Annotated in this window: 17 protein-coding genes; 10 read left to right on the top strand and 7 right to left on the bottom strand. The window is 44.4% G+C overall.

Annotated elements, in window-relative coordinates:
- Positions 1–56 precede the first annotated feature (56 nt).
- The gene (locus tag GJS45_RS14870; protein ID WP_235954773.1) at positions 57–2,525 is read right to left on the bottom strand and encodes a bifunctional UDP-N-acetylmuramoyl-tripeptide:D-alanyl-D-alanine ligase/alanine racemase; all 2,469 of its coding nucleotides are present in this window, start codon (positions 2,523–2,525) and stop codon (positions 57–59) included.
- Between the two features lie 216 nt (positions 2,526–2,741).
- Here GJS45_RS14870 and GJS45_RS14875 point away from each other — a divergent pair, with 216 nt between their 5' ends.
- Complete coding sequence (locus GJS45_RS14875; protein ID WP_162342635.1) at positions 2,742–3,107, top strand: hypothetical protein; 366 nt, start codon at positions 2,742–2,744, stop codon at positions 3,105–3,107.
- Between the two features lie 271 nt (positions 3,108–3,378).
- Here GJS45_RS14875 and GJS45_RS14880 read toward each other — a convergent pair whose 3' ends face one another.
- From GJS45_RS14880 to GJS45_RS14895, 4 genes are all read right to left on the bottom strand, one after another.
- Positions 3,379–3,945, bottom strand: a complete 567-nt coding sequence (locus GJS45_RS14880) for a T9SS type A sorting domain-containing protein (protein WP_162342636.1) — start codon at positions 3,943–3,945, stop codon at positions 3,379–3,381.
- Positions 3,946–4,352: 407 nt separating this feature from the next.
- Complete coding sequence (locus tag GJS45_RS14885) at positions 4,353–4,724, bottom strand: hypothetical protein (RefSeq protein ID WP_162342637.1); 372 nt, start codon at positions 4,722–4,724, stop codon at positions 4,353–4,355.
- 78 nt (positions 4,725–4,802) lie between these two features.
- A complete protein-coding gene (locus GJS45_RS14890; protein WP_162342638.1) occupies positions 4,803–6,986 on the bottom strand; it encodes a S9 family peptidase in 2,184 nt (727 codons plus the stop codon).
- Between the two features lie 140 nt (positions 6,987–7,126).
- On the bottom strand, positions 7,127–8,365 hold the full coding sequence (locus tag GJS45_RS14895) for a PHP domain-containing protein (protein ID WP_235954775.1): 1,239 nt from the start codon (positions 8,363–8,365) through the stop codon (positions 7,127–7,129).
- Positions 8,366–8,520: 155 nt separating this feature from the next.
- On the opposite strand from GJS45_RS14895, the gene GJS45_RS14900 reads away from it, so the two are divergent.
- From GJS45_RS14900 to GJS45_RS14915, 4 genes are all read left to right on the top strand, one after another.
- A complete protein-coding gene (locus GJS45_RS14900) occupies positions 8,521–8,967 on the top strand; it encodes a DUF2383 domain-containing protein (RefSeq protein ID WP_162342639.1) in 447 nt (148 codons plus the stop codon).
- Between the two features lie 122 nt (positions 8,968–9,089).
- Positions 9,090–10,427: a M16 family metallopeptidase gene (locus tag GJS45_RS14905; protein ID WP_162342640.1), complete on the top strand. Its 1,338-nt coding sequence runs from the start codon at positions 9,090–9,092 to the stop codon at positions 10,425–10,427.
- A gap of 19 nt (positions 10,428–10,446) precedes the next feature.
- Positions 10,447–12,495, top strand: coding sequence for an insulinase family protein (locus tag GJS45_RS14910; protein WP_162342641.1), 2,049 nt, complete (start codon positions 10,447–10,449; stop codon positions 12,493–12,495).
- Positions 12,496–12,520: 25 nt separating this feature from the next.
- A complete protein-coding gene (locus GJS45_RS14915; RefSeq protein ID WP_162342642.1) occupies positions 12,521–13,237 on the top strand; it encodes a LolA-like protein in 717 nt (238 codons plus the stop codon).
- Positions 13,238–13,268: 31 nt separating this feature from the next.
- Here GJS45_RS14915 and GJS45_RS14920 read toward each other — a convergent pair whose 3' ends face one another.
- Together GJS45_RS14920 and GJS45_RS14925 are read right to left on the bottom strand one after the other, a co-directional pair.
- Positions 13,269–13,712, bottom strand: a complete 444-nt coding sequence (locus GJS45_RS14920; protein ID WP_162342643.1) for a DoxX family protein — start codon at positions 13,710–13,712, stop codon at positions 13,269–13,271.
- A 78-nt stretch (positions 13,713–13,790) separates the two neighbouring features.
- Positions 13,791–15,434 carry a M61 family metallopeptidase gene (locus GJS45_RS14925; RefSeq protein ID WP_162342644.1) on the bottom strand — a complete coding sequence of 548 codons (1,644 nt, stop codon included), beginning with the start codon at positions 15,432–15,434 and terminating at the stop codon, positions 13,791–13,793.
- Between the two features lie 116 nt (positions 15,435–15,550).
- Here GJS45_RS14925 and rpmH point away from each other — a divergent pair, with 116 nt between their 5' ends.
- The 5 genes from rpmH to GJS45_RS14950 all read left to right on the top strand — a co-directional run bounded on the left by rpmH (position 15,551) and on the right by GJS45_RS14950 (position 19,228).
- Positions 15,551–15,709 carry a 50S ribosomal protein L34 gene (gene rpmH, locus GJS45_RS14930; protein ID WP_162342645.1) on the top strand — a complete coding sequence of 53 codons (159 nt, stop codon included), beginning with the start codon at positions 15,551–15,553 and terminating at the stop codon, positions 15,707–15,709.
- A 43-nt stretch (positions 15,710–15,752) separates the two neighbouring features.
- Positions 15,753–16,133, top strand: a complete 381-nt coding sequence (gene rnpA, locus GJS45_RS14935; protein WP_162342646.1) for a ribonuclease P protein component — start codon at positions 15,753–15,755, stop codon at positions 16,131–16,133.
- Positions 16,126–17,784, top strand: coding sequence for a S41 family peptidase (locus GJS45_RS14940; RefSeq protein WP_162342647.1), 1,659 nt, complete (start codon positions 16,126–16,128; stop codon positions 17,782–17,784). Before rnpA ends, GJS45_RS14940 begins: the two co-directional genes overlap by 8 nt.
- 239 nt (positions 17,785–18,023) lie before the next feature.
- Positions 18,024–18,713 (top strand): tRNA (adenosine(37)-N6)-threonylcarbamoyltransferase complex dimerization subunit type 1 TsaB, encoded by a 690-nt coding sequence (tsaB, locus tag GJS45_RS14945; protein WP_162342648.1) that lies wholly within the window; start codon positions 18,024–18,026, stop codon positions 18,711–18,713.
- Positions 18,710–19,228, top strand: a complete 519-nt coding sequence (locus GJS45_RS14950; RefSeq protein WP_162342649.1) for a DUF2480 family protein — start codon at positions 18,710–18,712, stop codon at positions 19,226–19,228. Before tsaB ends, GJS45_RS14950 begins: the two co-directional genes overlap by 4 nt.
- Positions 19,229–19,703 lie beyond the last annotated feature (475 nt).

Below are 19,703 nucleotides of genomic sequence, written 5' to 3' on the forward strand. Positions count from 1 at the left end.
AATAAACGAAAATATATGCAATTCTTCACCAGAAAGGGACCTAATCCACTGGGAATTCAGTCCAATACGTAAAGCCGCTTTACCCGCCTACCGATACTGGTCAGTAGTTCATAAGGGATCGTTCCGATTTTTTCAGCCAGCTGTTGTAGTGTTGGATCCTGTCCAAAAATTATGGCCTCATCCCCTTCCCTTACCCCCATCCCGGTAACGTCCACCATACACATGTCCATGCAAATGGTCCCCACAGTGGCTGCTCTTTTTCCGTTGATTTGCACATAGGCGTTGCCATTGCTACATCTGCGATCGTATCCATCTGCGTATCCGATGGCCAGCGTGGCAATTTCTCCATCATCAGCCATTACCCCCTTTCTGCCGTAACCGATAGTCGTGCCTTTTTTTAGGAATTTTACCTGCGAGACCACGGTTTTTAGGGTTACTGCCAGTTGCAATTTCGCCTGCTCCTTATGGCTTACTTCTATGCCATAAAGTCCAATTCCCAGCCTGACCATGTCCATAGCAAACTCCGGATAACCAATAATCCCAGCCGAATTTAAAACATGGCAAAGGGGCTTGCAGGACAGTTTGCTCCTGATTTCCTGGCGCAATCGCTCAAATAATGCCAATTGTTCCCGGGAAAAAGCATCGTGGATAGCTTCGTCTGCTGTGGCCAGGTGGGAAAACAAACCCGCCAGACGAATATTCGGATGGGCTTCCAGAATGGTTATTGCTTCCTTTAGGTCCTGCTCTTCCAACCCCAGACGCCTCATTCCCGTGTCCAGTTCCAGGTGGATGGAAACGATTTCTTTGGTGGCCAAAGCCAACGTTCTTAACGCATTGAGCTCGTAAACCACCGGTTCTAGCTGATGCTGAAGAAGCAGGTCAATATGGCGGGCACCGGAGTTCATTACCATGATGGGTAAGCTCACTCCCTTCTCTCTTAGATATACTCCCTCATCAGGATAGGCCACGGACAGGTAATCAGCACCGATCTGCTGGAGGTAGTTGCCAATTTCGGCGGAACCACTTCCATATGCGAACGCCTTAACCATGACCATTACTTTGGTGCCGGGACTTACTTTTTGTTTGTAATAATTGAAATTATGACGAATGCTGTTGAGATTAATCTCCAGGACCGTTTCATGTACCTGCGCTTCCAGGGAACTTACGATGCGTTCGAATTGAAAGGTCCGGGCTCCTTTTACCAAAACCAGGTCATCTTTTAAATTCAGCTCGGAAATGTTTTGTTGTAGGGTATCGGTATCCGGGTAAAACCTACTGTCAGAGGGAAAAACGTCTTGATAGGCTTCAAAGGTTTTCCCTACCCCCACAAACAGATCAATCCGATAGTGTTTAAGTAATCGAATCGTGCGCTCCAGGACCAATTGCCGCTTTCCTTCCTGATGCATTTCCGAGAGGATCAATATTTTTCTTCCTTCGGGTTGACGCTGTTGGTTCATAAACTCCAGGGCGATTTCCAGTCCTGCAAGGTCATTGTTATAGCTGTCGTCAACGATCTGGCAGCGTTGGATTCCCTGTTTTACCGTTAGTCGCATATCAACGGCATGAAGCAGGTCCAGGCCTTTCTGTATGGAAGCTGCTGTCATTCCCAAAACAAGGGCGGAAACGATCACCTGCCGGATATTTTCCAGGGAGGCGGGATCCCGGAATGGACTGGAAAAAGTGTAGGTGGTCAGGTCTTTACCGATCAAAAGGATTTTTGTATGCCTCCCGTCCGGCCGGAGGGCAAGGGTGTAATCCGCACCGGTTTGTTCAGACCAGCTGACCAGCTGTTCCGAAGTAAAATGTTGCTCCAGATACCTATGAATTTTTGTATGATCTTTTCGGTAAACGATAAACTTACAGTGCGCAAAGAGTTGGCATTTTTCAGCGATTTTAGTTTCCAGGTCCTCAAAATGCTCATCATGGGCACTTCCAATGCTGGTAAATATCCCCAGGTCAGGTTGGATGATAGCCGCCAGTGATTGCATTTCACCCGGTTTGGAAATGCCAGCTTCCAGCAAGGTTACCTGATGCTTGCTCTCCATCCCCAGGGCGGAAAGTGCTACCCCAATTTGGCTATTGTAGCTTTTAGGGCTTTTCCAAACCCGGTATTTTTCGGAGAGGACTTGAGCCAACCATTCCTTGACGATGGTTTTGCCGTTACTTCCGGTAATTCCTGCCACTGGACCTGAAAATTTTTCCCGGTTAAACGTTGCCAGGGCTTGAAGGGCTTCCAGAGGAGCGTCACAAAATAGCATGTTGGCTCCGTAAAGGCTTTCAATAAGTTCCGGCGAGTTGGCCTCGGGGGGCAAGATATAGTTCCTGACATTTTTCTGGTAGGCATCTTTTGCAAAATGCCAACCGCTGCTCCGGGTTCCCTCCAAAGCCACAAAAAGCGTTTGAGTACCGTTTTGTATTTTTCTTGAATCAATGGATACCTGTTCTATCCGATCAGCAGCGGTTCCTTTTAAAAAATAACCTGTTTGATTCGCTGCAAATGTATGGAGATGGATGATCTCGATCATAGCCGATTTGCTTACGTTACGCCTGCCAAAGGTAAAGTAATTATTTCTAGATTTTCCAGCATTTGGCCTGCTATTACGCCGCTTGTGGAACCAATTTACCAGCGACCATGACAATAGGATTCAATAAGAACGTTTGCAGTCAGGTAAATTTTTTAGTAATATTGGAACATTATATAATGGAAAGGCGTTTTCCAGGTACATTAACAGAACTGCCAGGTGTTCACACAGAATAAAATTTCGAAAATCTGCTTAAAAATCCTATTTTTAGGGATATTATTTTGTGTTTTTTCTACTACCCTGTCTTATGGGCAAAAAGAAGCCGGAGAAATAATTGCAGGTGAACAGGACAAAGAGGTTTCTTACCATCCGCATGTTTCTGAAAAGCAGTTGGATAAACCAAGTGAAAAATCCGAAAAGAGGTCGTTTTCAGGTTACTCCAGGGCAGACAAGGATCCTGACCGGTCTGTCTATCAGGATATCAGCGATAAAGAGATTGAAAATGGTGAAACTTCATCAGAAGAAGGTTCCACGCTATCCTTTAACATCTTTCTGTACGTATTGGACCGGTTCAAGGAGGATTAGGTTGATTCTCGCCGCTATTAAATTAGTCTCCTTTTACAATTGGATGCCTAATTCCTCTGGGTCTTGGTTTTTCTTCCAAATAAACCTTTAATTCTTATTGATGTAAAAACCAATTCTAGTCTTGTGCCTATGGCCCTTTAGCTCCATCCCATTTATTTTAGTCGTTCTATTTTGGAACAATAGTTTCGTAAATTCAAAGGAGGAGTAAAAAGGAAAGGAAGGGTAAGCTTTTCATGCCTATTCCCTCCCTTAACCGGATCAGATTGATTTCTTAGTCCAAATACAGGTATTTAATGCGGCCCTCCGCATCTTTTACCTGCAGGTAAACCTCTTCTACTTTCAGAAATTTCAGGTGGTAGTTTTTGGCAAAGCCACCCGTTTCCTGGATAACATCTGTAGCGATTTTAGTGTGGCTATTGTCAAAAATAGTGACCTCCGTACCGGGCTTTTCGATCCCGAGTACTTTAAGCGTAAAGGTTTTAGGATCAATTATTTCAGTGTAAGCCAGGAGCTTTTTTTCAACCTTTTTCCTGTTTTCCATTTTAAAACTGACGATTTCTTCTTTGGTTTCCAGTTTTACCTTGTAATTCCCTTCGGGCATCTTAGACAGATTGTAGGGAATATTCAGGGGTGAATTTACCTTGTAGTGGTTTCTATCGATCAGTTTTCCATCCGGATTGTATATCGATACCATTACCTGGCCCGCTGCTTCCGTTAATCTTAACGTGAATCGCTGTTCTTTCGCTTCTATGGATGATATTTCCATCAGGCTTTTATCAGCCGCCATACCTCCAAGTGCGAGGCTGAGTGTCAATACTAGAGTTGCTAACGTTTTCATGGTTGTGTGCATTTGTTGGATATTGAATTTTCCTGAATCATTACCAATGCCATACCATGAAAAATGGGTAGTGGGAAGACCGATCAATGGGTAAAAATTTATTGATTCGAATGAAACCCTTTTAGGATGCTCCCAAAGCTATAAGTTGTATCGAAAGCGTACGAAAGAATCCGAATTTGTTTGGTACTGATACAGGTTTTGTAAAAATGAGTAAAGCATACCAGTGAAAACGGAATCAGGGAAAATAAAAAATATTTTTTAAAATTGATTAAATGAATTGATAATCAATCTATTAATGGAACTTATACTGTCCATTAATGAACATTGACTGAATGGAAGTGAACGGTTTTAATGGGTAAATAGGTCGTTGAATAGGCCCAAGATGATACGATGTGCCTTTCTGCGGTTTAATTTCGCACGGATTTGCGCCTCCGTTTATAGCCTCCCTTTCTTCGTTTGCTGCTGGTGTAGAAATTATAGAGAAAGTTGACCGCCATCAGGGCAATGGTGAGCGGGATAAAAAACGAAGGCAGCATGTTTTTGATTCCCAATAAAATAAATAAGGCGGCAATGATCCCCACTTTGAATGAAGTATAGCTTTCGGGAAACGTGCTGCCCACCAAAACCAGACTGCCAATTTCGGCTACAATTAAAACCAGTATCATCCAGGTAAAAAGGGTATTGGTAGGAACGCTACTCCCGACGAAGTACCAGGCAAGCAGGCCAATCACAGCGATTAAACTTAAGGTTTGCAGGGCAGTATGGATTGTTTCTTTCATGATTCCGGTTTTATAAGTAGGGAATTTAGAATTATTTCTCTGAAAACCAAAAAAATATGCTCAATTATACCGGATTACCTACAGTTTGTTTTTTACATAGTCTGTCATCATCCGGTAAAGATGCCAGCTAGTGTTGCCCCCGTAAATACCGTGGTTGCGGTTGGGATAATAAAACGTATCCACTTGTTTATCGGCTGAAATCAGCGCATCCAGCAGCTCTACCGAATTCTGAAAATGGACATTGTCATCACCGGTACCATGGATCAAAAGGAAATTTCCTTTGAGCTTGTCTACATGGCTGATGGGGCTAAAATCATCGTACCCTCCAGGATTAAGCTGAGGGGTTTGCAGGTACCTTTCGGTATAAATAGTATCATAGTACCGCCAGCTGCTAACCGGAGCAACTGCAATGGCCGTTTTGAACAGGTCGTGCCCAATCATCAATGCCAGGGAGGACATGTAGCCGCCGTATGACCAGCCCCAGATACCAATTCTTTCTTTATCAATGTAGGGCTTGGCACCAAGATAGTTCGCTGCCGCCAATTGATCCTGCGTTTCCAATTTCCCTAATTGAGCATAGGTGCTATGTTTGAAATCCCTGCCCCGACCACCCGTGCCTCGGTTGTCCACACAGGCGACCAGGTATCCTTCTGCGGCCAGGTGTTGGTGCCACCAATCCCGTGTGCTGCCCCAGGAGTTCATCACATTTTGAGAACCCGGCCCCCCGTAAACGTACAGCAATAGGGGATACGTTTTGGAGGGGTCAAAATCAGCCGGTTGGATCAGGTACCCGTTCAATTCGGTGCCATCGACTGTGGGAAAGGAAAAAAACGTTTTGGGTCGGTAGGCATAATGTTCCATTCGGTCTTCCAAATCCTCGTTTTCTTCCAGGGTGGTGATTAAGCGCCCTTTGCTGTCCATCAGCCTGCTTACCAACGGTTGGGTAACGGAACTGTATGCATCGATAAAAAAACGGTGATCGGGACTCATGCGAATGGAATGGGTTCCCCGCTCCGGAGTCAGCAATTGCTTGTTTCGTCCATTCATCCCAATGGAATAAAAATGCCTTTCTAAAGGTGAACTTTCAGTAGAGAGGTAAAATACACGTTTATTATTCAGGTCTACCCCTACCAACTCGGCCACTTCCCAATTTCCTTCAGTAATTTGCCGGACCAGGTTTCCTTCCAGATCGTAATGATAAATGTGTTTGAAGCCGTCCGTTTCAGAGGTAGTCAGAAAGCCCTTGTTGTCAGGTAGGAAAATAAAGTGGTCGTTGTAGTTAAGGTCTATGTAGGTTTCAGAGGTTTCGGTTAGGATTTTTTTGACAGTACCCGTATTTGGGTTCGCAAAAAGGATGTCTTTTTGGTTTTGAAGCCGGTTTAGCCGGATGATGGCCAGGTTGCTATTATCACCAGCCCAATACATGCGGGGGAGGTAAATGTCCGTTTCTTCTCCGGTGTCCATAAGTTGCGTTTGGTCCAGGTCCAAATCGTACACCTGTATGCTTACCTCGGCATTTTTTTCTCCTGCCTTGGGGTATTTGAAAAGGTAATCTTCCGGATAAAGGGTTCCCCACAGCTGCATGGAAAAAAGGGGCACTTCCCGCTCATCAAAACGGATAAATGCTAGTTTGCTGCCATCGGGTGACCATTCAAAGGCCTTGGCCATGGAGAATTCCTCCTCGTACACCCAATCCGCAGCTCCATTGCGAATGGAATTGGATTCCCCGTCAAAAGTAACCTGCACCTTTTTCCCGGTGCTTAACACCTCATAGAAAAGATTATTTTCCTTTACATAAGCCACACGGGTATTATCTGGGGACAGACTGGCATACGAAATCTTCGCTCCGTTTTCTAGTTGGCGCAACTGTTTTGTGCGGAGGTCAAACAGGTGAAATACGGCCTTGGTGGACCTTCGGTAGATGGATTCCACTTCAGACTCCAGCAGTGCCATGCTTTCATCCGGGTTAAAGGCGTAGTTGCTGAAGTTCAGTCCCAGTTCTTGCCCATCGATTAGTATATGGGATTCTTTGCCGGTCTCCAGGTTGATTTGAACTACCTGGGAGTAGCCATCCCTTTTTTTCAGTGCGGTGTAATAGCGCCCGTCCTTCATCCAATTGATGCCGTTGACCGTCTCAGGGCGATAGATTTCTTTTTTGATTACATCTTCCAGGCTGATTTTTTTTGCCTCCTGAGCGATAACCGGGAAAAACGCCAGCGAGAGGAGGGCTAAACTGGCTAAAAACTTTTGTGGGTGCAACATCGATGGGACGATTTATTAGGGTGTTATGTGCTGCCGGTAGGGAAAGAATACCGAACCGGTCATCATTCAGTACCTTAAAATGGGGTCATTTGTTTTCCATTTACCAAGGTATAGCTGATAAAAACGAATGGAGGGTGCTTTTAGTTACCCAATGGCTCACCACCTGGCCTTACCGGTTGTGTCCAGGCCTGTTGGTATTTCATGTTTTCTACCGGGTTTTCCTGTGCTTCAGATGAGATGATCTTGCAGCGGACAAATAGAAAGTCTTCTCCTACTTCAAATTCCCCTTCATTGCCTGAAACGGTTTTCAAAACGGCCGTTTCTTTTTCCCCGGTTTTACAACCGATAAACTGTAAGGTATAGGTAACCCCATCTTTTGGTTTGGCCCGAATGCTTAGCAGGTTATCAACATACCGAACCTCTTCGAGTTCCACCCCCGTAGAAGCATAATAATCTCCTTTTTCCAGGGATTGGATCAGGGATCCAGGCGTCAGTTCCGGGGCCCGCACCACTACCCAACCCCTGCCGGCATTGGCCAGCTTGGAGGATTGCTCGTGGTAACTATGGCTGTCATCCGTAGCCAGTCCAAAAAGCAAGGGCTGCCCTTTTTCCAGGTAAGCGATGTTGATAAAATCCCACATTTCTTCGTAGCCCAGGCGAGTGGAATCTCCCAGATTGTTAACTGCCGGGTGTCCGTTATAGACTTCAAAGAATCGCTCTCCTTTGAGGCGAATCATGTCTTCAAGAGTAATGGCCCATCTGAAATTGGGGTGGTTGATGTGCACCATCATGGGCTTGCCGGATTCTTCTCGCTGTTCGAGTACGGCATTGATGTTATTTTGCAGGACCTCGACGACACTTCCTCCTTCCCGAGGCTGTATCAATCGGTCGAGATTGGTGGCATTCAGGTGCAAAGGTTTTCCATCGTATCCGGCTGAAATTTCTTCTGCTGGCAGCATGATGAATCGTTCCTTTTCTTCGTACAAAGGAGCATATTCTTCATAGGTTTTGAGTTTGACCCGAAGCTCGTCGCCTTCCTCTTCATAAAGCACCCAGGAATCGCTGTATTCATCGAGGTAATTCTCAAACGCATTTCGATACATGCTGTCCTGTCGGATGCTTACCCATTTTTCTCCTTCCTGGAAAATATTATGATCAGAAAGGGCAACAAACTGGTACCCATTGTCTTTATACCATTTCATAATTACTTCGGGAAATTCATCCCCGTCACTCCAATAGGAGTGGGTATGCAGGTTTCCCTTATACCAATTTTCTTCACTGTCTACCAGGGTATTCTGTTGGGGTGAGCATCCGGCAAGTACCAAAAAAATGCCCAAACTTAGGGGAGATAGCCAATAGCCACCGAATTTCGTTTTCATGTCTTATTGAAAGCTAATTGAGGAATAGATTTTACCTGTGGTGAAGATATTGAATGCCAGGGTAAAATCAAACCGGTTGCCAAGCTATTACGGGTAAGGATAGGCAGGACCAAAGCATTTTGGTATATTTATCCCTTAAAATCGATAATTTGCGTATGGCTATTCAACAAAAACTGATCAACTACCTGAACCAAATCCTCAGACATACCCATGAGAGCATCAAGGGATACAAAGACGCAGCCAGAAACTTAGGAGAGGGTCCGTTCAAAGAATTTTTTATAGAACGGGCCAAAGAAAAAATCGTTCTTAGGGATGCACTTATAACAGAAATTTACCGGCTGGAAGGACAACCGATCGAAAAGGGCGGGTTTTTAAATTTATTTCAAAGATCCTGGAAAAACTTTAAAACCTCTTTGGATCACGATAACGAAAAAGAAATCGCAAAGTATTGTCTGGAAGAAGAAAAAAAGGCCACAAAAGAATTTGGTGTATTGCTGCGAAATCCGGAACTGGTTTCGGAGGATTTTTTTCAAATTTTAACGAGCCAACATGAAAAAAACCTTGCTGCATCAAAAGCGTTAGTAGAAAAGATTAAGGTGTAAATGCTGCCATTTTACTAAAGTTTTTTCCTACAAACGAAAAAGGTAAACCATAACTCTTTACATTAGTGAAGGGTTTGGATCAGAAAACCATTCGTAACAACCAGAAACTATATCACTTACCTATGAAAAAGCTATCTATTTGGTTCGTTTGTGTTGTCCTTACGCAAACAATGGCCTTTGGTCAGACCAAAATTGACTTTAGGGAATTTACCCTGGACAATGGGCTACATGTGATCATGCACCAGGACAATAAGACACCGATTGTGGTGACGTCTGTCCTTTATCACGTAGGATCCAAAAATGAAGATCCCGAACGTACAGGTTTTGCCCATTTTTTCGAGCACTTACTATTTGAAGGCTCTGAAAACATTGAAAGGGGAGAGTACACGGAGCTTGTAGAAAGCAATGGTGGAGCATTGAACGCATTTACGAGCAACGACATCACCTATTATTACGAGTTGATGCCTTCAAATTACCTGGAGCTGGCCCTTTACCTGGAAAGCGAGCGCATGTTGCATGCGAAAATTGATGAGGTGGGGCTGGAAACCCAACGAGAGGTGGTCAAAGAAGAAAAGCGGCAGCGCTACGATAATCAGCCTTATGGAACCATCCTTCCGGAAACCCTGGCAAGGGCTTACACCAAACATCCCTATCAGTGGGCACCCATCGGGTCTCTAGAGCATTTGAATGCGGCCAGTCTGGATGAATTTATGGAGTTCTACAATGATTTCTATGTACCCAATAATGCTATCCTTACCATAGCAGGAGATATTGATTATGAGCAAACCGAAGACTGGGTAAAGAAGTATTTTGCTGAAATTCCACAAGGAAAAGAAGAAATCTATCGGCCTGAAATAAAAGAGCCCCGGAAAGAAGAAGAGATTCGAGATGTCGTCTACGACAACATTCAAATTCCGGCCATAATCCAGGCTTACAACCTGCCTCCCAAGAACCATCCCGATGCCTATGCCATGGAGATTCTTTCCACCTACCTTACTGGCGGTAACTCTTCCTTGATGACCAAGGAACTGGTAGATAAACAACAAAAGGCGCTGGTCATCGCTGCCATTCCCCTGGATTTGGAAGATGGGGGTATTTTCATCATGTACGGGATTACCAATATGGGGGTCGAGCCCGAGGATCTGGAAAGTGAGATTGACGGATTGATCCGGCAAGTTCAGGAGGAAGGCATATCGGAAAGGGATTTCCAGAAGTTGCAGAATATTATCGAAAGTGATCTGGTGAGCAAAAATGCCACCGTAGAGGGCATTGCGCAAAACCTGGCAGAATCCAGGTTATTTTATGGAGATACCGGGTATATCAATCGAGAGCTGGAAAAATATCGGGAGGTGAGCAGGGAAGACATACAGCGGGTTGCGAAGGAATACCTCACACTGGACGGCAGGGTAGTGCTCTATTACCTGCCAAAATCCCAACAAACCGCAGCCAATCAGGAATAATCTTTAAACGCTGAAAACCATGAAAAACCTATCAATATTGCTTTTTGCCTGGCTTCTTACCAGTACTGTTTTCGCACAGGTAGACCGATCGGTTCTGCCTGAACCCGGACCTGCTCCGAGCATAGCATTTGAGAATCCGGCTACCTTTACCCTGGATAATGGGCTTAAGGTGTTTGTGGTTCCTAACGATAAACTCCCCAGGGTGTCTTTCTATTTAATCCTGGATCGCGATCCCCTTTTTGAAGGGGAAAAAGCCGGATTAACCAGTTTTGTGGGAGACATGATGATGGCCGGAACCGAATCCCGGACGAAAGACGAATTGGATGAAGCGGTGGATTTTATTGGGGCCTCTTTGAGTGCGAGTTCTACATCTCTTTCGGGCTCTTCATTGAAAAAACACCAGGAGGAAATCCTGGATTTAATGACAGATGTCCTAAACAATCCGGTATTTCCGGAGGATGAACTGGACAAGCTAAAAAAGCAAACGCTTACCTCCATCGCCTCCTCGAAGGATAATCCGGACTATTTGGCAAATTTGATATCCAGTGCAATCGTATATGGTAAGGATCATCCCTATGGAGAACCAATGACTGAGGAGACCGTCGAACACGTAACCCTGGACGACATTCGGGAATATTACAAGACCTTCTTCAAACCAAATATTGCCTACCTGGCAATGGTGGGAGATATCGACGAAATGGAGGCGAAGCAATTGGCTGAATCCCATTTTGCATCCTGGGAAAAGGGAGAGGTACCCGAATTTGACTATGCAAAGCCCGGACTGCCTGCAGAAAATAAAGTGGCGTTGCACGATCGGTCCTCTGCGGTACAATCGGTCATAAACGTTTCCTATCCGGTGGAAATGGATCTGGCGAATCCAGACTACATGGCCACCCGGGTATTGAACTTTATTTTAGGCGAGGGGTTCAATTCCAGGCTGAACGGAAACCTCAGAGAAACCAAAGGATATACCTATGGAGCACGGTCCAGTTTTGGTTCTGATAGGTTAATTGCCCGGTTTTCTGCAAATACCTCAGTCAGAAATGCGGTAACCGACTCGTCTGTTCATGAGATTTTATATGAAATACAAAATATTGCGGAAAATGGCATCAAAGCAGAGGAACTGGAAACCGCAAAAGCCAACTTGAGCGGAAGGTTTGGCAGGTCCCTTGAGAATCCCAATACCATTGCCACCTTCGCCATCAATACCGCACGCTATGGTCTTTCGGACGACTACTACAGCAATTACCTGAAACGCCTGGAAGCACTTACTGTGGAAGGTATCAATGCAGCAGCCGAAAAGTATATGAAGCCTGAAAACCTGTACATTACTGTGGTAGGAAACGGCTCCGATATCAAAGAAGGACTGGCTCGGTTTGGAGAAGTAGAATTGTACTCTAATGAGGGAGACAAGGTTCAGGAAATTAACCTGTCCGATGCGGATGCGACGGCTTCGGAGGTATTGGATCAGTATTTTGCAGCCATAGGCGGCAAAGATGCAGCAGCTGAAATCCACACTGCCAAAATGGAAATGTCTGCGGAAGTGCAGGGAACCCAGCTAAACATGCTGGCCGTTCACGATATGGACAACCAACGCATGATCCAAAAAGTAATGATGATGGGCAATGAGGCCTCCAAAACCATTCTTAAGGACGGAGAAGCAACCGTCAGTGCCATGGGGCAATCCCAAACCCTGACGGATGAGCAGTACGAAGATGTGAAAATGGCATCCCTTTGGTTGATACCGGAATTGTATTATGAATCCATGGGCTACACAATGGAACTGGATGGGGCGGCCGAGATTGAAGGAGAGGCAGCCTATAAACTAGTGGTGACCAATCCTACTGGCGGGAAGGTGACCAATTATTACAGTATGGATAGTGGCCTTAAGTTGAAGAGTGAAAATCAGATTTCCGGAGAAACCACTTATTCCGATTACCAGGAGTTTGAGGGGGTGAAAATTCCGGTAACCATGACCTTGAAAAGTCCGATGATCCCGGTGCCATTAAATTCCAAGGTTGAAAATCTGGAATTAAATGTACCTTTGTCGGATCAGGATTTTAATTAATTTCAAATTACGTTAGAAAGGTTGCATGAAAAAATTCATTTTTCTGGTTTTCGCAGTGGGTATGCTGGTTTCCACGGTTTCTGTAGCAGGATTGTATGGGGATAAAAAGCCCCTTGCTGAAAAGACCCCGAAGGAAGTATTGGATGCCTATGTCAAAGCCATTGGCGGTGCAGAAAAAATTAGCGAGATAAAGACCCTGGTATTGGTCATGGAGGCCGAGGTGCAGGGCATGGCGGTGGAAATGAGCACTGTCCGCGACATGGAAAACCTGCGCATGATGCAACAGGTTGTGATGGATGGAAACGTAGTCCAAAAGACGGTAGTGAACAATAATGAAGGGTACATGAGTGCCATGGGGCAGGTTCAGGCACTGAGTGCTGATCAATTAGAAACCCTAAAAACCAATATTTATGCCTTTCCTGAGTTGTATTATGAGGAGATGGGGTTTACCATGAGCATGGGTGAAACGACCGAGATTGACGGAGAGCCAGCCTACACCCTTCATGTGACCAGCACCGAAGGATTGAAAAGTAAGGAATACTTCAGCATAGAGAGCGGTTATAAACTTAAAATGACGGCGGAAATTGCTGGCGATGTTGAATTCAGGGATTATCAGGAAATAGAAGGCGTTAAATTTCCTATGAAAGTTTCCATTTCTAATGCGGTATTACCAGTGCCCCTGGAAACTCGCCTAATCGATATTCAAATCAATCAAGAATTAGACGATTCCCTGTTTGAATAAATGAAAGGGGAACAGTAGTTCCCCTGTTTCGTTAAGCGGTGGGATGATTTTTCATATAATCATCGATCGAAAATTTTCCAGATCCAAATACCAGAAATACAAGGAGTAGTACTAAAACCACCAGGGAAAGCACAAATTCTACGTTATTGGTAACGGTTAGAAATCTAGAGTCCATATTGACAAAAAATACAGCTCCGATCAAAATAGGAAGCTGTACCGTTACAGCCAATCGGGTTAGTAAGCCCAAGGCAATCAGAATTCCTCCCACGATATGGGCGAAGGCCACGTAGTGAGCAAGAGCCATGTGAAAAAATCCTACATCCATTTCTCCAATCAGGTTCATCAACGCCGCGGTATCAGAAATAAATAGCACGCCCTTGTATAAAATGAAAAGACCTAAACTAATGCGAACGAAATCAACCCACCTGGGATGGTGCCTATCGGCCCAGTGTTCAATTTGATGTAGGGTATCCATGGCTTTATAGACTTGTTTTACAGCTATTTATACGTGATTTTTAGCTGTTGGTTGTCTTTCACCGACTGAGGGGATAGTTTATAGCCGGATGAATCTTTCAAAAAGCGCTGGGATACCCGTCTGTCGAATTCGGAAATTCATATAGTAGGATTGATCCGATGGCGGCAGATAGACGTTCTTTTCTTGCTGCCAACGCCTTACGGTCAAGTGAGCACCACTTTCAGCAATCTTATAGGTAAGGATTTCGTCTTGTACCATGAGTTGCTGATAGGCTGCTGATTGGGGATGGAGCCGGATGATTTTTCCCTTATTATCTGTTTTTATTCCAACCACAGTTTCCAGGCAATTTTCTTTTTCCACCTGTTGAATCTCAAGTCCGATGGCTGGAAGCAGGGATTTTAGGAGTGGGTAGAGATCATTCTTTCCGAACACGAAACGTTCAAAAAACGAGTCCATTTTTCCGGGGTTTTCAGAAAGGGAGAGAATTGCTTTTCGAAAATCATTTAGAGTGTACCCCTTACCTGTTTTCCCAAACCTGTTCCACAAGATTCTCATGACCTCATGCATTCGCCGACCATTTTGTAATAGCAAAAGGTCGACTGCGAAGATCAGCAATGCTCCGTGGGTATAGATACTCACTTTTTTATCAGGGACCCCCGCTTTGTATCCGTCCAGCCACAGGTCAAAACTCGAATCGATGATGGATTGGTTTTTCCATCCCTGGTTTTCAAAGCCTCTTTCAAAAAGCGTTTCCATTTTGTCCAGGTATTCCCTGGTAGAGTAATACCCAGACTTCAGCAAATAAAAATCCCCCATAAAGGTGGTAACGCCTTCCGCAATCAACCCCTCTTGCAGATAGGCTTCTTTGGAAAAATCATAGGGCTGAATCGCTTTTGGCCGTATCCGGCAAACGTTCCAAAAATGGTATAACTCATGTGAACAGATTCCCATCAGTCGATCCATCCCTACTTTGGTAGCCATTAGATGGTCTGGCCCCAGGGTGATGACGGTGGAATAGTTATGTTCCACGCCATGGTAATGCGGGAAGGGGAGCAAGTGAATCAGAAAATGATAGGCTTTGGCTGGAAAATCGCCAAAGTCGTCGATTTGTTTTTGGGTAAAATTCCTGAACTGTTTCAGAACGTCGTCCCAATCAAATGAAACGTTTCCAGAAACCCATAAATGAAACTGGCTATCGTTAACCCGATAGCTACGATGATGCAGTTTTTCGGCGGCAAAAAGTGGGCTGTCTACCAATTCCTGAACGTTTTTAGCCTGAAGCAGGCCGCGTTCGGGCTGGGGGAGGGCACAGGCGACCTGATAGAATTCTGGAACGTTCAATTGGATGGTAATCGGCTCGTGTTCTCGGCCATTTAGGACAAATGCCAGGTTGATAAAATTGATATAAACCATGTCTGGGGAAACCCAACTTCCGCCGGCATCGAATTGGGCAGCATGATAGGTATAATTCATCCGGTATAATCCGGAGTCCGGGGCGGTAAATTCCCACAGGTCTTTGGTCTTTTTTTGACAATCGATGGGCCCTGCCGGACCATGAACTTCCAGGTTTATGAGGTACTGGGCGTAGTTGGCGATTTCATACCTGCCGGGTCGCCAGGAAGGGAGTTGCAGGTGGACGAGCTCTTCTTTTTCGCATTGGAAATCGAGTTGGATTTCCAGAATCTGGGAAGAAGGAATCGGGGTGGAAAGGGTATAAATCATGGATAGAAAGAATTAGGTCCTAAACAAAAGTAAGCCACTGGTTTGTAAATAAAAAAAACCTATCTATCTTTGCAGTCCTTTAAAATTACCTGATAGAAAAGTAAAAGATAGCAATAATGAAAAGAACATTTCAACCTTCCCGCAGGAAAAGGAGAAACAAGCATGGTTTCAGAGAAAGAATGTCTACTGCCAACGGCAGAAGGGTGTTAAAAGCAAGAAGATCAAAAGGCAGACATAAATTATCGGTTTCTTCTGAGAAGACGCTGAAGAAGTAATGCTTTTTTTGCTATCTTTAGCAGGTAGACCAGAATGCTGTACATGAGGAATTGTAAATTTTCAAAGGATGAAAGGTTACATTCCAAAAAGTCAATAAAGGAACTTTTTGATAAAGGTTCCTCTTTTTTTTTATACCCCTTCAAGGTCATTTGTCTGGACCAGGAGGCTGCAGCTGAAAACCAGATTTTGGTGTCGGTTTCGAAAAGGAAACTTCGAAAGGCTGTTCACCGAAACTATATCAAACGAAGGGTGAAAGAAGCCTATCGATTAAATAAATTTCTCCTGGAGGAGCCTGGGGTTACGAAAAAACTTATCGCGTTGGTTTACGTATCTCAGGAATTAATGGGGTATCATAAGATTGAACCGAAGGTAAAAAAGATCTTGCAAAAAATCCCCAAAGCAAAATTTCCTAAGAATGAGTAAGTTGAAATCAAAAAAAGTTCTGCTGAGCGCACTTCTACTGGTAGGGGTGACCGTTTCCTTGTTTTCCTTCTATCCCAAGAACGACAAGCTTTTTAGTATTGCCAAAAACCTGGATATTTTTGCCTCGTTGATCAGGGAATTGGATTCCTATTACGTGGATGAGATTGACCCGGATGAGCTGGTGGCAGTAGGTATTAACGCCATGTTGGCCGAATTGGATCCTTATACTGAATACATCCCGGAGGAAGAATCGGATGATTTCAGGATGATGACTACCGGTGAATACGGGGGAGTGGGCGCAGTAATAGGAAACAGGGTAGGGGCTAACATGATTTTAATGCCTTACAAGGGATTTCCTGCCCAACTTTCCGGGTTAAAAGTTGCGGATGAATTGCTACGGGTAGATTCGGTTCAGGTGGTGGATAAAAACACAGCGGAAATTTCCGCCCTGCTAAAGGGGCCTGCCAATACCGAAGTGCAGGTGGAGGTAAAGCGTGGGGAAGATACCCTCACTTTCAACCTTACCCGGAAAAAAATTGTCATCAGCAATGTTCCCTACCACGGTATGGTGGACGGGGAAACGGGGTACATTAAACTCAGCGATTTTACAACCAATGCTGCTAGAGAAGTCAGTCAGGCGGTACAAAACCTTAAAAAGGAGGGAGCCAAAAAGATCATTCTTGATGTCAGGGATAATCCGGGAGGTATTTTGAAAGAAGCGGTAGATGTGGTCAATATTTTTATACCTAAAAGGAGAGAGGTTGTAAAAACAATTGGGAAATTGGAAAATGTGAATGCCACCTATACCACTGAATTATCCCCTATCGATAAAGACATTCCATTAGCAGTGCTTATCAATGAAAGAAGTGCCTCCGCTGCCGAAATTGTGGCTGGGGCATTACAGGATTACGATCGGGCAGTTTTGGTTGGTAGAAAATCATTTGGCAAGGGATTGGTACAAAGCACCGTTCCCTTGTCTTATAACTCTAAGGTTAAATTGACTACCGCCAAATACTATATTCCCAGTGGCCGTTGTATTCAGGCCATAGACTACAGCTTGAAAGATGAAGCGGGCAATGGAAGATCCGTGCCTGACTCCCTAAGGAAGGCCTTTGAAACCAAAAATGGGCGAACGGTCTATGATGGGGTGGGAATTGAGCCTGATATTGAAATTGATTCCCGTAATTTTGCCCCGATTACCTATAGTTTGGTTACACGAAGCTTGATTTTTAGATTTGCGAACGAATTTGCACTCCAGCGGGATTCCATTCCAACTGCCAGAGAATTTGAGGTTAGTGAAGAATTGTATGATGAATTTGTGAACTGGCTTCAGGACAAAGAATATGACTATACTACACGAGTAGAAAAAACGATTGATGACCTGGAAACCTATGCTGAGCGGGAAAAGTATTTCGAAGATATTCAGGATGAATTGGCTTCTTTAAAGGAAAGTGTTAGCCATAGTAAGGAGCAAGACCTGATCACCTTTAAAGAAGAAATAAAAGAGGCTCTCAAGGATGAAATCGTATCCAGGTATTATTATCAACAGGGGACCATTGAGGCTTCTTTGGACAAGGATCCTGAATTGGTAAAAGCCCTGGAAATCGTGAAAGATTCGGAGCAGTATTCCGGTATTTTGTCTCCCAATTAATCTTTGTAACGCTTACTTCTTATACTCAGGCTTAATACCTCGTGATAATTGCGTGCAACAAAAGGGATTCAGGGCTTATTGGGACTCCCATTGGGTGATCTTTGGGATTTGTTCGGAGTAGTAGGTTTGCTGCTATTCAGGCCAAAAGAATGATGCTGATACCTCAGGCGTTATTTTTTTCAGGGATGATAACAAAACGTTTTATGCCGGGCACAACTCGGGCAAACTATTTATGCACCATGAGTCTACTTCTTTCTATTGATACTTCGATTGAGATATGTTCGGTGGCCCTTCATGAACGGGGAAGGCTAACGGGATTGATGGAACTACATCAGGGTAATATTCATGGTAGTAAGCTCGTCCCCTGCGTTAAGAGTCTGATGGATCAGTCGGGCTACAAAATGGAGAACCTGGATGCCATAGCTGTGGCTCAGGGACCTGGATCCTATACGGGATTGCGAATTGGGGTTGCCACAGCAAAGGGTTTGGCTTTTGCCCATGACCTGCCGTTGATAGGAGTGGACAGTTTAGAGGCCTTAGGAAGGCGAGTCATTTCACAAGCTGAACCGAATTCGTATATCATTCCTATGATAGATGCCAGAAGAATGGAGGCGTATGCCGCTGTATTAGATCATGAGGGTAAGACGTTGGTGGCTTCACGCCCCGAAATACTGGATGAAAATCCTTTTCAGGAATTTTTGGAGAAAGGGAAGGTGTATTTTGTAGGAAATGCGAACGAAAAGGCCAAAAAATGCTTCCTTTCACCTCATGCGATATTCAGGGACGGCCTCAACTCGGCTTCGGGTGTAGGTGAAATTGCCTATGAGAAGTTCGGGAGAGGGGAGGTAGCAGATATTGCCTATTTTGAGCCGAACTACTTAAAGGAGTTTATGGTTCTAAAGTCAAAGAAAAATCCATTATTGTCATGAGTGAAATTACCAACAGAGTTGCCAGTAGTCCAATTGTCACCATAGATCTGGAATCCTTTTATGAAAAGGGAGACCGGGTTTTGTTTGACCTGGAGCCTCTCCTTTTTCAGGGAATGGTGGTGAAGGAAAAGGAATTTCGTCAACAGGTGAAGGAGTTGGACACTTCGGTTTACAAGGATAAATTGGTGGGTGTTCATTGTTCGGTAGAAGCCATTATTCCTACCTGGGCTTATATGTTGGTAGTGGTACGACTGCATGAAGCGGCCAGGGAGGTAGTTATTGGTGATTTAAAAGACCTGGAAATTCATTTAATGGGAAAGGCCTTGCGAAAGCTGGACATTGAGGCCTTTCGGGACAAACCGGTGGTGGTGAAGGGTTGCAGCAAATTGCCTGTACCGGATTATGCCTATGGGGCGTTGGTGAGCCTGGTACTACCGGTAGCAAAGAGCCTTATGTTTGGGGAGCCCTGTAGTACGGTACCGGTGTATAAGCGGCCGAAAGCTTCCAAGGGATGACCGAAACAAATCTAGCTGTTAATCAGGTATTTTGTATAAAATAGCGAATAAAAGCCCGCTCTGATTTGGCTATCTCCGAAAAGAGGTATATGTTTGCATTCCAATTCAGAAAAAGACCTGAAAAAGTGCCGAAAGGAAGCGAGTTTCCCGGTGTTAATTTCCATAAAAAGAAGCAAAATTTCATAAAAATTTTCAATCTTAAGGTTTGAGAATCTGAAATTTTAATCCGACATTTGCAAACCCATTTCGCAGATTAGTTGACTACGAAACGAAAGCGTTTCGACAAGCGGGCAAGCAAGTTGCCTGACAAGTTCTTTGAAGTAGTGTAAGATAGAAATAATGATCCTGACGATTCGATTTAATTCGAACTAGAATAATACAGTGAAAGCTTCGTTTTTTAACAAAATGAATTTTCACTAAACAAACTTTACAATGGAGAGTTTGATCCTGGCTCAGGATGAACGCTAGCGGCAGG

The sequence above is a fragment of the Cyclobacterium salsum genome (assembly GCF_010119245.1).
Lineage (GTDB): Bacteria > Bacteroidota > Bacteroidia > Cytophagales > Cyclobacteriaceae > Cyclobacterium > Cyclobacterium salsum.

Bases quoted from the DNA above. Each gene is read 5' to 3' on its own strand.
- GJS45_RS14870 (WP_235954773.1), bottom strand. From the start codon at position 2,525: ATGATCGAGATCATCCATCTCCATACATTTGCAGCGAATCAAACAGGT.
- GJS45_RS14880 (WP_162342636.1), bottom strand. From the start codon at position 3,945: ATGAAAACGTTAGCAACTCTAGTATTGACACTCAGCCTCGCACTTGGA.
- GJS45_RS14885 (WP_162342637.1), bottom strand. From the start codon at position 4,724: ATGAAAGAAACAATCCATACTGCCCTGCAAACCTTAAGTTTAATCGCT.
- GJS45_RS14890 (WP_162342638.1), bottom strand. From the start codon at position 6,986: ATGTTGCACCCACAAAAGTTTTTAGCCAGTTTAGCCCTCCTCTCGCTG.
- GJS45_RS14895 (WP_235954775.1), bottom strand. From the start codon at position 8,365: ATGAAAACGAAATTCGGTGGCTATTGGCTATCTCCCCTAAGTTTGGGC.
- GJS45_RS14900 (WP_162342639.1), top strand. From the start codon at position 8,521: ATGGCTATTCAACAAAAACTGATCAACTACCTGAACCAAATCCTCAGA.
- GJS45_RS14905 (WP_162342640.1), top strand. From the start codon at position 9,090: ATGAAAAAGCTATCTATTTGGTTCGTTTGTGTTGTCCTTACGCAAACA.
- GJS45_RS14910 (WP_162342641.1), top strand. From the start codon at position 10,447: ATGAAAAACCTATCAATATTGCTTTTTGCCTGGCTTCTTACCAGTACT.
- GJS45_RS14915 (WP_162342642.1), top strand. From the start codon at position 12,521: ATGAAAAAATTCATTTTTCTGGTTTTCGCAGTGGGTATGCTGGTTTCC.
- GJS45_RS14920 (WP_162342643.1), bottom strand. From the start codon at position 13,712: ATGGATACCCTACATCAAATTGAACACTGGGCCGATAGGCACCATCCC.
- GJS45_RS14925 (WP_162342644.1), bottom strand. From the start codon at position 15,434: ATGATTTATACCCTTTCCACCCCGATTCCTTCTTCCCAGATTCTGGAA.
- rpmH (WP_162342645.1), top strand. From the start codon at position 15,551: ATGAAAAGAACATTTCAACCTTCCCGCAGGAAAAGGAGAAACAAGCAT.
- rnpA (WP_162342646.1), top strand. From the start codon at position 15,753: ATGAGGAATTGTAAATTTTCAAAGGATGAAAGGTTACATTCCAAAAAG.
- GJS45_RS14940 (WP_162342647.1), top strand. From the start codon at position 16,126: ATGAGTAAGTTGAAATCAAAAAAAGTTCTGCTGAGCGCACTTCTACTG.
- tsaB (WP_162342648.1), top strand. From the start codon at position 18,024: ATGAGTCTACTTCTTTCTATTGATACTTCGATTGAGATATGTTCGGTG.
- GJS45_RS14950 (WP_162342649.1), top strand. From the start codon at position 18,710: ATGAGTGAAATTACCAACAGAGTTGCCAGTAGTCCAATTGTCACCATA.